Raw genomic sequence first — 14875 nt, 5'->3', positions numbered from 1 at the left:
CTGAACAATCCCCAATCGAAACGGCTTCAGATTTGTGGAAAGCGTTGCAAGAAGGGTTGATTTTACCGATTAGTGATGTTTATAAGTTTTATCAAGGAGAAGAACGCGAGCAATTAGCGCTGTCAGATCAAAATACCAGTAAACAAATAGCCAAATATAGATTCTTACATGACCGAGTACAGCAAGCTGCCTATTCCCTGATTCCCGATGAGCAAAAACAAGCAACTCACCTCAAAATTGGAAAATTACTACTGCACAGTTCCTCGGAAGTAGAACTGGAAGAAAAACTGTTTGATATTGCCCTACATTTAAACCAAGGAATTGAGCTAATCGCTCAACCGCAAGAACGGGAAGAATTAGCCCAACTGAACTTCAAAGCTGGAGTGAAGGCGAGAAATTCTACAGCCTATACTGCGGCAAGAGTTTATTTGCAAACAGGGATTGAAATATTGACAGCCAACTGCTGGCAAGATCAATATGAATTGACTCTGAATCTTCATGTTGCTGCTACCGAAGCTGCTTATTTGAATGCTGATTTTGATGGCATGGAAAAAATAGCAGCACTGGTGTTACAAAAAGCTGAGACGATTTTAGACAAAATCAAAATTTACCAAATTCAAATCGTCGCCCAGACAGCCCAGGGCAAGATGTTAGAAGCGATCGCAGTCGGAAGAGATGCACTCTTGCAATTGGGGGTTGAACTCCCCATTGCACCTGACGAAGCCAAAATTGCTCAAGCCCTACAAACCGTAGCTAGTCTTCAAGGTGATAGAGGAATTGAGGAATTAGTCGATCTACCTGTAATGAGCGATTGCCAGACTCAGGCAGCTATGCAACTCTTAGGATTATTATTTTCATCGATTCTACCGGCAATGCCGGGATTACTGCCCATACTGAGCGCGACGATGGTGAGTTTATCACTCCAGTTTGGGAATGCACCAGGCTCGACTGTGGGGTATGCGATTCACAGTATGGTGTTGTGTGCCTTTTTGGGAGAAGTGAAAACAGGGTATAGCTTTGGGCGATTGGCAATCAACTTGCTAGATCAATTTAATGTCGGGGAATTCAAGTCTAAAGTTCTACTGCTGTTTGCTGTCTGGGTTCAACATCATCAAGAATCGCTCATGGTAACAACACTGACGATGAAAGATGGCTATGCAACTGGTATAGAAACTGGTGATTTTCTCAACGCTGGCTATAACTCGCTTAATTACTTTATTGCCAAATTTTTTGCGGGGTTAGAACTGGATATTTGGGAACAGGAAATAGCAGATTACAGGGCTGTCTTAGTGCAGATAAAACAAGATTCTGCCCTGACTTATTGGGATATGACGCAGCAAACTGTACATAACTTGAAGGAAGCCCGGATTCTGTCAGATTGCTTAGTTGGCAGTGCCTATGATGAAACGGTGATGATTCCTAAGCACCATCAGGACAAGGATCTTAGTGCGATCGCTCTTGCTTACACTTACAAACTGATGCTGGCATACTTTTCTGGTAACTACACCTCTGCCCTAGAATATAGTACCCAAGCGAAACCGTATTTAATGGCACTATCAGGGATGATTTCTATTCCCATTTTCCATTTCTATACAGCTCTGACGCATTTGGCACTCTTCCCCACGCAGCCAGAAATTGAGCAAGCCGAACTTCTCGCTTTAGCCCAAACCCATCAAACCACTTTGCAACAGTGGGCGCAAAATGCCCCGATGAATCATCTGCATAAATGGTATTTAGTTGAGGCAGAAAAACATCGAGTTTTGGGCAATAAAGCCGAAGCAATTGAACATTACGATCGCGCCATCATTGGAGCCAAAGAAAATGATTATATTCAGGAAGAAGCGCTGGCTAATGAACTAGCTGCAAAATTTTACCTCGACTGGGATAAACAAGAGATTGCCCAGGCATACATGATGAAGGCTTACTATGGCTATGCTCGTTGGGGTGCAAAAGCCAAAGTCGCTGACTTGGAAAGACGCTATCCCCAACTCTTGGCTCCTATTCTCCAAAAAAATCGCACGGCTCTCTCGGTTAACGAAACCGTCTTCGCATTAGGAACAGTCACCTCCACTAGTTCTTCTAGTTCTTCTAGTTCTTCCTCCAGCATCTCCGATTCCCTCGATTTAGCTGCTATTCTCAAGGCTTCCCAAAGTATCTCAGGTGAAATCGAACTAGAAAAACTGCTCTCATCGTTGCTTGCGATCGTCATCGAAAATGCGGGGGCTGATAAATGCCTGCTAATGCTCTTGCGAGACGAACGCCTGCTGATCGAAGGGTCAATTATTCAGGGTTCGGAGCCGATAGTGTTGCAGCGCCTTCTGGTTGAGGAGAGTCAAGATATTCCCCTAAAGCTGATTTACAAAGTGAAGAACAACAGACAGACTGCTGTGCTACTGGATGCGACGGCCGATCCGACTTTAGCCAATGACCCGTATATCATTCGTCAGCAGCCTCATAGTATCTTGTGTAGCCCGATTTTACATCAAGGGAAGTTGCGGGGCATTTTATATCTAGAAAATAATTTGGCAACGGGGGCGTTTACCAGCGATCGCGTTGAACTCCTGAATTTACTTTGCACTCAAGCCGCAATTTCTTTGGAAAATGCCCAACTCTATGAGCGATCGCAGAACTATGCCCAACAGCTAGAGGAGTCATTTGCCGAATTGAGTGCGAGTAACTCTCGCTTTGAGAAATTGGTAGATAATGTTCCTGGCGTTGTTTATCAATACTGCATATCTGCTGATGGTGCAATGTCTCTACCCTACATGAGTGCAGACTGTTATAAACTCTACGAAATTACTCCAGAGCAAGCGATCGCGTCGGTGCAGTTGCTCTTGGAGAGAATACATCCAGATGATATTGCAAGTCACCAAGACTCTATTGCAGATTCAATTCAAACGCTGACTCCCTGGCGCTGGGAGGGACGAATTATCACAGTATCAGGTATTGTCAAGTGGATTCATGGGGAAGCTCGAATCCAAAAATTTGCCGATGGGTCTATAGTTTGGGATGGATTATTATTGGATATTAGCGAACGCAAACGAGCAGAGCAAGAACTGCAAAATGCCCAATTACAAATGGTGCAAAGTGAAAAAATGTCTGCACTAGGTAACTTAGTTGCAGGTGTTGCTCACGAAATGAATAATCCTCTCGGTTTTATTGCTGCCAGCCTCAAACAAGCTAAACCTACCATCGCCGATATTGTTGAACACTTAAAGCTTTATCAAGAAAGTTTACCCAACAAAAATGATGAAATCATTGACCATGCCGAAGAAATTGACTTGGATTATAGTTTATCAGACTTGCCCAAGATGATTGATTCTATGTCTATGGCGTGCGATCGCCTGAAAAACATCAGCACCAGTTTACGTACTTTCTCTCGTGCCGATCGAGATTACAAAGTACCATTTAACATCCACCAAGGCATTGATAGCACCATTCTCATTCTCAAACATCGTCTAAAAGCTAACGAACAACGTCCCGCCATTGAAATTGTCACCAATTACGGTAATTTGCCTCAATTAGAATGTTTTCCTGGTCAATTAAATCAAGTATTTATGAACTTGCTTGCAAATGCTATTGATGCATTAGATGAATCTAATCAGGGACGCTCTTTTGAAGAAAATAAAGCTCATCCTAACTGCATTACAATTACAACCTCAGTCGAAAATAATCTAGTTAAAATTGCCATTGCTGATAATGGTAAAGGGATGACTGAAGAAGTCAAATCAAAAATATTTGACCATTTATTTACGACAAAAGCTGTCGGGAAAGGAACAGGATTAGGGTTAGCGATCGCTCGTCAAATTGTCGAATCAACCCACGGCGGAAAATTGAGTTTTAACTCGGTTCTGGGTCTAAGTACTGAATTTATCATTGAAATCTCAGTATAAGTTTTGTATTTAATGTTAAACACGCTTTAGATATCTGGGAATACTAAATCTGGAAATCTTAAGGATTTAGCAGTATATATGGTTAGCACTCTTGTCAGCATTCCCGGATATCACATCAGCGAAGAACTCTACAATGGTTCGAGAACCGTAGTTTATCGAGGGTATCAGGAGGCTCACTCATTACCTGTAGCCATTAAACTGCTGAAAAATCCATATCCAGATTTTAACGAACTCTTGTCGTTTCGGAATCAGTACACCATTACCAAGAATCTCAACTCTCCCCTGATTGTCCAAACCTACAGCCTCCAAGCATACCAAAATGGCTATGCGCTGGTGATGGAAGACTTTGGGGGGATTTCTCTCAAGGATTGGGAAGTTAAGGGAAAGGGACAATCTCTACAGGAGTTTTTAGAAATTGCGATCGCACTCTGCAATACCTTAGATGTACTCTACCGAGAGCGGATTATTCATAAAGATATCAAACCCGCCAATATTTTAATTAATCCCGAAACCAAACAAGTTAAATTAATCGACTTTAGTATTGCATCTTTACTACCACGAGAAACGCAGACACTTGTCAATCCTAATGTTTTGGAAGGGACACTAGCTTATATTTCCCCAGAACAAACAGGCAGAATGAATCGGGGGATTGATTACCGCACAGATTTCTATTCTTTGGGTGTGACATTCTACGAATTACTTACGGGAGTTTTACCATTTGAATCAAACGATCCGATGGAGTTGGTACATTCTCATATTGCTAAACTTCCACCACTTTTAGGCAATAGAGAAGAGATTCCCCAAGTTATTTGTGATATTGTCATGAAATTGATGGCAAAAAATGCCGAATCCAGATATCAAAGTGCATTGGGACTGAAGTTTGATTTAGAAAAATGTTTACATCAACTACACGTTTCTGGTAAAATCAAAGGCTTTGAGATTGGGCTTAGGGATGTTTGCGATCGCTTCATCATTCCCGACAAACTCTACGGACGAGAAACCGAAGCAGAAACTTTACTGCAAGCATTTGAGCGAGTCAGTCTTGGTGGAACAGAAATGATGCTGGTAGCAGGTTTTTCGGGTATTGGGAAAACCGCCGTTGTCAACGAAGTTCATAAACCAATTGTTCGACAACGCGGTTATTTTATCAAAGGAAAATTTGACCAATTTCAACGCAATATTCCCTTCTCTGCTTTTGTACAAGCATTTCGGGATTTAATGGGGCAATTGTTAACCGAAAGTGATGTCCAATTAGAGCAATGGAAAAATCAAATATTAGAAACTGTTGGAGAGAACGGTCAGGTAATTATTGAAGTCATTCCCGAATTAGAAAAAATCATTGGCGAACAACCACCAGCAGTAGAATTATCAGGAACGGCAGCCCAAAATCGCTTTAATTTATTGTTTCAAAAATTCACCCAAGTCTTTACTAGCGCCGAACATCCATTAGTGATGTTTTTAGATGATTTACAATGGGCTGATTCAGCATCATTAAAGTTGATGCAGCTATTAATGGCTGATACAGGTCATCTTTTCATCATTGGTGCTTATCGGGATAACGAAGTCAATCCAGCCCATCCATTAATGCTGACTTTGAGTGAAATCCAAAAAAACCAAGCAGTCATTAATACTATTACTTTAACACCCCTGAGTCAATCCCAAATCAATCAATTAGTCGCTGATACCCTAAAAAGTACAGAAACTTTGGCATTACCCCTTTCACAATTAGTCTATCAAAAAACTAAAGGCAACCCATTTTTTGCCACCCAATTTCTCAAAGCCCTACACGAAGAAAATCTCATTCAATTTAACTTGGAGTTAGGCTGTTGGCAATGCGATCTGTCCAAAATTAATCAACAAGCCTTGACCGATGATGTCGTAGAATTTATGGCGTTGCAGTTAGAGAAGTTACCCTTAGCAACCCAGAATATTCTGAAGTTAGCCGCTTGTATTGGCAATCAGTTCGAGCTAGCAACATTAGCAATTGTTTCAGAACACTCAGAAGTAGAAACCGCAGCCAATTTATGGAAAGCATTGCAAGAAGGTTTGATTTTACCGATTGGTGATGTTTATAAATTTTATGTAGGGGCAGAAAGTCAAGCCGTTACGCCAGAAAAGTCTCAAAATGTTACCTACAAATTTTTGCACGATCGCGTTCAACAAGCAGCCTATTCCCTAATTCCCGATGACCAAAAACAAACGACTCATTACCAAATCGGACAACTGCTTCTACAACAGATTTCCGCACAAGCTAGAGTTGACCGGATTTTTGAAATCGTCAATCAATTAAATCACGGAACTGCTTTAATTACCCAACCAACTCAACGAGAAGAATTAGCCCAACTCAATTTAATTGCCTGTCGCAAAGCCAAAAGTTCAACCGCCTATCAAGCAGCGCGTGAATATGCGACAGTGGGATTGTCTTTGTTAGAAGAAAATACTTGGCAGCAGCAGTATGAAATGACCCTCGCCTTATATGAATTAGCTGCGGAAGTAGCAATGCTAAACGGTAACTTTGAGGCGATGGAACAGTTTATTGATATTGTTATTCAACAGGCACGCTCCTTACCTGAAAAAGTCAATGTTTACTGCGTTAGAATTCAATCTCATATTTCTCAAAGTAAACTGACATCAGCGATCGCGATCGCCCAACCAATCTTACAACAGCTTGGTATAACCTTTCCTGAAACACCGACACCATCAGATATTCAACAGGAAATCCAACAGATTGAGGAACTCATTGGAGATCGGGAAATCGCTGATTTGGTTCACTTGCCTGAAATGACAGATGCAGAAAAACTAGGTAGTCTTAAAATTGTCAATATCATTATCCCAGCCGCTTACCTCACTGGCTCTGCGCTGTACCCATTGCTGAATAGTTTGTCCGTTAAACTATCAATTCAGTACGGTAACACATCGACTTCTGCTTTAGGCTATGCAACCTATGGCAATATTCTCTGCAATTTCTTACAAATAGATACAGGATCGCAGTTTGGTTCCCTGGCACTCCAGATTATTTCAAAACTCGATGCCAAAGCAAGTAAAACAGATGTTTTGATGATTTTGGGGATATTTATTGTACACCGCAAATCTCACATTAAAGAAACACTACCCCTCTTACAAGAGGGTTACACCAGTGCCCTAGAATTTGGAAACCTGGTACTTGCTGGATATAATGGGCACACTTTTTGCCTCAATTCTTTTTGGTGCAGTCAACCCCTGGCTACCTTAGAGCAGGATATTTGCGCCTACTGCCATAGTTTGATGCAATTAAATCAATTGACAACCGCAAATTATTGCCGGATTTATTGGCAACCTGTTTTAAATCTGCTAGGTCTTGCAGAACATACCACCCTTTTGTCTGGAAAAGCCCTTGAAGAAACAGAATTTCTCCAGCAGCTACAGTCTGCCAAAGATGGATATGGATTGTATATTTTCCATTTGTATAAACTAATGCTTTGTTTCTTGTTTGGAGAAATTGAGCCAGCGAAAAATCATGCTATTGAAGTCAGGCGCTATTTTATGGCTGGTGCGGGATTAGTCACCGAACCAGTATTTTATCTTTATGATTCTCTGCTAACTTTGGCACAATTAAATCCACAGTTAGATGAAACATCAGAAGCATTGCAGAGTGTAATAGAAAACCAAAGCAAGTTACAGCAATGGGCGGATCATGCACCCATGAATTATCAACATAAGGTTGATTTGGTAGCGGCAGAAAAATGTCGAGTGTTAGGACAAAAAGCCGAAGCAATTGAGTTTTACGACAAGGCGATAACTCTAGCCAAAGCTAACAAATATATGCAAGAAGAAGCACTTGCTAACGAACTGGCAGCAAAATTCTACCTAGATTGGGGCAGACAGCGCATTGCTGGGGACTACATGATTGAAGCCTATTACGCATATGCTCGTTGGGGTGCAAAAGCCAAAGTCGCTGACCTAGAAGCTCGCTATCCGCAACTACTTAGACCTATATTAGAGCAAACCCGTTCTCCTCTCTCCACTCACGAAACTCTGTTCACATTGGGTAGTGTCACCTCCAGCAGTTCGGCCATATCCAGTAGTAATGTTTCTCTGGCTTTAGATTTAGCTACTATTCTCAAAGCTTCTCATACTATTTCCGGTGAAATCGAACTGGAAAATCTACTTTCATCGTTGCTGAAGATCGTCATCGAAAATGCGGGGGCTGATAAATGCGTGTTCATGCTCTTGCGAGACTCGCACCTGTTAATCAAAGGGTCAATTACCACAGGTTCAAAGCCAATTGTCTTGCAGCGTATTCCCATTGAAGATAGCCAGGACATTCCCCACAGACTGATTTACAAAGTCAAGCATGACAAGCAAACTGCTGTAATAGTTGATGCAAGTGCCGATCGCACCTTAGCCAATGACCCCTATATCATCCGTCAGCAGCCCAAAAGTATCTTGTGTAGCCCGATTTTGCATCAAGGGAAGTTGATGGGCATTTTATATCTAGAAAATAATCTAGCAACGGGAGCGTTCACAAGCGATCGCGTGGAACTGCTGAATTTACTCTGCGCTCAAGCAGCAATTTCTTTGGAAAATGCCCGACTTTATGAGCGATCGCTAGAATATGCCCAACAGCTAGAAGCAGCTTTACAAGAACTCCAAGGCGCTCAATTACAAATAGTGCAAAGTGAAAAGATGTCTGCATTGGGTAACTTAGTCGCCGGGGTGGCTCACGAAATGAATAATCCTTTGGGTTTTATTGCTGCTAGTCTCAAACAGGCTAAACCAACGTTTACCGATCTTATCGAACACTTGAAACTATACGAACAAAGCTTTCCTACTCCCGGAGATGAAATTACAGACCATGCTGAGGAAATTGACTTAGATTATAGTTTATCAGACTTGCCCAAGATGATTGATTCTATGTCTATGGCGTGCGATCGCCTCAAAAATATCAGCACCAGTTTACGTACTTTCTCTCGTGCCGATCGAGATTATAAAGTGCCTTTCAACATCCACCAAGGGATTGATAGCACCATTCTTATTCTCAAACATCGTCTCAAAGCTAACGAACAACGTCCTACCATTGAAGTTATCACAAATTACGGTGATTTACCTCAATTAGAATGTTTTCCTGGTCAATTAAATCAGGTATTTATGAACTTGCTTGCAAATGCTATTGATGCATTAGATGAATCTAATCAGGGACGTAGTTTTGAAGAAAATCAAGCTCATCCTAACTGGATTACAATTACAACCTCAGTTGAAAATAATCTAGTTAAAATTGTCATTGCTGATAATGGTCAGGGGATGAATGAACAAGTCAAATCAAAAATATTTGACCATTTATTTACGACAAAAGCTGTCGGAAAAGGAACGGGGTTAGGATTAGCGATCGCTCGTCAAATTGTTGAATCAACCCACGGCGGAAAATTGACTTTTAACTCAGTTTTGGGTGAAGGGACAGAATTTATCATTGAAATTCCACTATAATGTTTGGATCTTGTTGGTAAACAACTTCAGATATCTGGGAATACTAAATCTGGAAATCTTAAGGATTTAGGAATATGGTTAACAGCACGGTAAGTATTCCCGGATATCGCATCAGCGAACAACTCTACAATGGTTCCAGAACCGTAGTTTATCGAGGGTATCGAGAGACTGATTCCTTACCTGTAGTAATTAAACTGCTGAAAAATCCCTATCCCAGTTTCAGCGAACTTTTGTCTTTTCGCAATCAGTACACCATTGCGAAAAATCTTAACTCACCGCTAATCGTCCAAAGCTACAGTCTCCAAGCCTATCAGAATGGCTATGCGCTGGTAATGGAAGATTTTGGGGGGATTTCTCTCAAAGATTATTTCACCTCTATAGAAAGGCGATATATCTCGTCTCTACAAGAGTTTTTAGAAATTGCGATCGCACTGTGCAATACCTTAGATATATTGTATCGGGAGCGAATTATTCATAAAGACATCAAACCTGCCAATATTTTAATTAATCCAGAAACCAAACAAGTTAAATTAATCGACTTTAGTATCGCCTCCTTACTACCACGGGAAACGCAGACACTCATCAACCCCAATGTCTTAGAAGGGACACTTGCTTATATTTCACCAGAACAAACGGGAAGAATGAATCGGGGGATTGATTACCGAACTGATTTTTATTCTCTGGGTGTGACTTTCTACGAGTTACTCACGAGAGAATTGCCATTTCAATCAAACGATCCAATGGAGTTGGTACATTCTCATATTGCAAAACAACCTCCTTTAGTTATCAGAGATGAGATACCGCAGGTGATTTCAGATATCGTGATGAAATTGATGGCAAAGAATGCGGAAGATAGATATCAGAGTGCGTTGGGACTGAAGTTTGATTTAGAAAATTGTTTACATCAGCTACAATTTGATGGTAGGATTGAAAGCTTTGAAATTGCACAGAGGGATGTGTGCGATCGCTTCATTATCCCTGATAAACTTTATGGACGAGAAACCGAGGTATCAACTCTACTGCAAGCCTTTGAAAGAGTCAGCCTTGGTGCAACAGAAATGATGCTGGTAGCTGGGTTTTCTGGTATTGGTAAAACGGCGGTAGTCAACGAAGTTCATAAACCGATTGTGCGGCAACGGGGCTATTTTATCAAAGGCAAATATGACCAATTTCAACGGAATATTCCCTTCTCTGCTTTTGTGCAAGCATTCCAAGATTTAATCGGGCAATTGTTAACCGAAAGTGATGCACAAATTCAACAATGGAGAAACAAAATATTAGATGCTCTTGGCGAAAATGGACAGGTAATTATTGAAGTTATCCCCGAACTATCAAAAATTATTGGTGAACAACCACCCGCCATAGAATTATCAGGAACATCAGCACAAAATAGATTTAATTTCTTATTCCAAAAGTTTACCCAAGTTTTTACCAGCGCCGAACATCCCTTAGTAATGTTTTTAGATGATTTGCAATGGGCAGATTCAGCATCACTGAAATTAATACAGCTATTGATGGCTGATACAGGTCATCTTTTCATCATTGGTGCGTACCGTGATAACGAAGTCCACCCTGGACATCCATTAATGTTGACTTTGAGTGAAATCCAAAAAACACTCTTCACGATTAATAGGATTACTTTAGCACCGTTGAGTCAATTACAAGTAAATCAATTAGTCACTGATACGCTGAAATGCCCAGAAAAGTTGGCATGGAATCTTTCTATATCGATCTATCAAAAAACTCATGGAAATCCGTTTTTTGCTAGCCAGTTCCTCAAATCATTATATCAAGATGGATTAATTAAATTTGATTTTGAACTAGGCTGTTGGCAATGTGACATTGCACAAGTGATAACTCTTGCAGTTACGAATGATGTTGTGGCTTTTATGAGTTTTCAATTGCGAAAACTACCGTTATCAACTCAAGATGTTTTGCAGCTAGCAGCTTGTATAGGCAACTCTTTTGATTTAACAACATTGGCAATTGTTTCACAAGAATCGCAGGTAGAAACGGCTACTGCTTTGTGGAAAGCGTTGCAAGAAGGATTGATTTTACCGATTAGTGATGTTTATAAGTTTTATCAAGATGAAACAGCTAATAGAAATCAACAAATAGCTATTAGCAATGAGCAATTAGCCAGTTACAAATTTTTACACGATCGCGTCCAACAAGCAGCTTATTCTCTGATTCCCGACGATCAAAAACAAGCGACTCATTACCAAATTGGACAACTCCTGCTGCAACAGATTTCCCCAGAAACAATAGAAGACCGGATTTTTGAAGTGGTGAATCAATTAAATTACGGAACTTCTTTAATTACCGAACAAACAGAACGAGAAGAATTAGCCAAACTCAATTTGATTGCCTGTCGCAAAGCCAAAAGTGCCACGGCTTATCAAGCAGGTCGTGAATATGCCAGCACGGGCTTATCATTGCTGGGAGAAAATTCTTGGCAGCAGCAATATGAAATGACTCTTTCATTCCATAATGATTTGGCTGAATTGGCCATGCTCTGCGGCGACTTTGAGGTGATGGAACAGTTTATTAAGACAGTCATTGCTCAAGCCCACTCTTTACCTGAAAAAGTCCATGTTTACCGCCTGAGAATTCAAGCAAATATCTCTCAAAATAAACTAATCGAAGCTATTGCCATTGGTACACGGCTACTGGAACAGTTAGGCGTAACTATTCCAGAAACGCCGACACCAGCAGATATTCAACAGTCAATTCAAGACGTTAGCGAACTGATTGGCTTGAGGCAAGTTGAAGATTTTGTTGACCTACCTGTGATGACAGATGCGAAAACAATTGCCATTGTCCAGATCGTTAACGGCATCATGGCAGCAGCCTATGCCTCTGGCTCTCTCTTGTTCCCATTACTGATTGTCCTATCAGTCAAATTATCCCTGCGGCACGGAAATATCGCTGCTTCAGCTTCTAGTTATGCTTGCTATAGCATGATTGTCTGTAATATGCAGCAGGATGTGGATTTAGCAACACAGTTTGGTCAGTTGGCATTGAATTTAGTTTCAAAGCTTGATGCTAAAGCAACTAAACCTGAAGTATTAATGATTCTGGCATCGTGTATCTTACATCGCAAATCTCACATCAAAGAAACTTTACCACTCTTGAGGGAGGGATACACGACTGGACTAGAAGTCGGAAACCTGGAATATCTGGGACATTGTGGAACCACTTTCTGTATCAATTCTTTTTGGTGCGGTCAGCCTCTTACCACCTTAGAGCAAGATACGCGCACTTACTACAATGTTTTGGTGCAACTTAACCAATTGATACCAGCCAATTACTCTCTGATCTATTGGCAATCTATACTAAATTTACTAGGCTTTGCGGAGCATCCCACCCTGTTGTCTGGATCGGCTCTCCAAGAGGTAGAATTTCTGCCCCTGTTGCAGTCTGCAAATGACCTCTTTGGACTGTATCACTTCTATTTGCATAAGCTAATGCTTGGTTTTTTGTTTGGGGAAGTTGAGCTAGCTAGCAATTATGCAGTTGAGGGCAGAAACTATTTAAAGGGGGCTGTGACAACAGTCGGCGAACCAACATTTTATTTCTATGATTCTTTGATTGCTTTGGCACTATTGAGTCAACAGTCAGGCGAGGTATCAACAGCATTAGAGCGGGTGGCAGAAAACCAAGCCCAGTTACAGCATTGGGCGCACCATGCTCCGATGAATCATCAGCATAAGGTTGATTTGGTGGAAGCTGAAAAATATCGAGTGTTAGGACACAAAGTAGAAGCCAGTGAGTTTTACGATCGGGCTATATCTGGAGCTAAAGCTAACGAATATATCCAAGAAGAAGCCTTAGCTAACGAACTCGCAGCTAAATTCTACCTCGACTGGGGCAGACAGCGCATTGCTAGCGACTATATGATTGAAGCCTACTATGCTTATGCTCGTTGGGGTGCGAAAGCCAAGGTTGCTGAATTAGAAAGACGCTATCCCCAACTGCTGGCTTCTATTCTCCAACAAACTCGCACTGCCTTCTCGGTTAACGAAACCGTCTTCGCCACGAGTACAGTTACCTCAACTAGTTCTTCTAGTTCTTCCTCCAGTGTCTCTGACTCTCTCGATTTAGGCGCTATTCTCAAAGCTTCCCAAAGTATCTCAGGCGAAATCGAACTGGAAAAACTGCTTTCATCATTGCTTGCGATCGTCATTGAAAATGCGGGGGCTAATAAATGTGTGTTAATGCTTTTGCGAGATGAACGCCTGCTGATCGAAGGGTCAATTATTGAAGCTTCGGAGCTAGTCGTGTTGCAGCACCTTCTGGTTGAGGATAGCCAGGACATTCCCCTGAAGCTGATTTACAAAGTCAAGAACAACAGACAGACTGCTGTGCTGCTGGATGCGACGGCCGATCCGACTTTAGCGAATGACCCGTATATCATCCGTCAGCAGCCCAAAAGTATATTGTGTAGCCCGATTTTGCATCAAGGGAAATTGCTGGGCATTTTATATCTAGAAAACAAGTTAACAATGGGGGCGTTCACGAGCGATCGCGTTGAACTGCTCAACTTACTTTGTACTCAAGCAGCAATTTCTCTGGAAAATGCCCGACTTTATGAGCAGTCACAACAAGCATTACAAGACCTGCAACAAGCACAATTACAAATGATCCAAAGTGAAAAGATGTCTGCACTGGGTAACTTAGTTGCTGGTGTGGCTCACGAAATGAATAATCCTTTGGGTTTCATTGCTGCCAGTCTAAAACAAGCTAAACCCACTCTTACTGATATTTTTGAACACTTGAAACTCTATCAATCAAGTTTCCCCAACAAAAGTGAAGAAATTTTTGAACACGCCGAAGAAATCGACTTGGAATATAGCTTAGAGGATTTGCCCACGATGATTGATTCTATGTCTATGGCGTGCGATCGCCTCAAAAATATCAGCACCAGTTTGAGAACTTTCTCCCGTGCCGATCGAGATTATAAAGTGCCTTTCAATATTCACCAAGGTCTTGATAGTACTATTTTGATTTTGAAACATCGTCTCAAAGGCAATGAACAACGTCCTGCTATTGAAGTTATCACGAACTATGCTAATTTACCTCAAATTGAATGTTTCCCCGGTCAATTAAATCAGGTATTTATGAACATCCTGGCGAATGCCATTGATGCCTTAGAAGAATCTAATCAGGGACGTACTTTTGAGAAAATCAAAGATAATCCTAACTACATTACAATTACAACATCAATAGAAAATCAAAGCGCAAAAATTTCCATTTCAGATAATGGCAAAGGAATGGATGAAAAAGTAAAATCAAAAGTATTCGACCAGTTATTTACTACAAAATCTGTTGGTAAAGGTACAGGTTTAGGACTCGCGATCGCTCGTCAAATTGTTGAATCAACCCACGGCGGAAAATTGAGTTTTAACTCCGTTCTGGGTGAAGGTACAGAATTTAACATTGAAATTCCACTATAATGTTTGGATCTTGTTGGTAAACAACTTCAGATATCTGGGAATACTAAATCTGGAAATCTTAAG

At 41.1% G+C, this 14875-nt stretch carries 3 protein-coding genes; all 3 read left to right on the top strand.

What is annotated here, in order from left to right; genetic code table 11:
* Positions 1-3893: trifunctional serine/threonine-protein kinase/ATP-binding protein/sensor histidine kinase (locus V7L01_RS29275; RefSeq protein ID WP_335041154.1), on the top strand; the 3893-nt coding region annotated here is incomplete at its 5' end.
* Positions 3894-3971: 78 nt separating this feature from the next.
* A complete protein-coding gene (locus V7L01_RS29270; RefSeq protein WP_335041152.1) occupies positions 3972-9356 on the top strand; it encodes a trifunctional serine/threonine-protein kinase/ATP-binding protein/sensor histidine kinase in 5385 nt (1794 codons plus the stop codon).
* A gap of 74 nt (positions 9357-9430) precedes the next feature.
* Positions 9431-14812: a trifunctional serine/threonine-protein kinase/ATP-binding protein/sensor histidine kinase gene (locus V7L01_RS29265; protein WP_335041150.1), complete on the top strand. Its 5382-nt coding sequence runs from the start codon at positions 9431-9433 to the stop codon at positions 14810-14812.
* Positions 14813-14875 lie beyond the last annotated feature (63 nt).

The organism is Nostoc sp., from assembly GCF_036917095.1.
GTDB lineage: Bacteria > Cyanobacteriota > Cyanobacteriia > Cyanobacteriales > Nostocaceae > Nostoc.
Note: the sequence above shows the minus strand (reverse complement) of the source record. Positions and strands in the feature narration are given on the sequence as shown.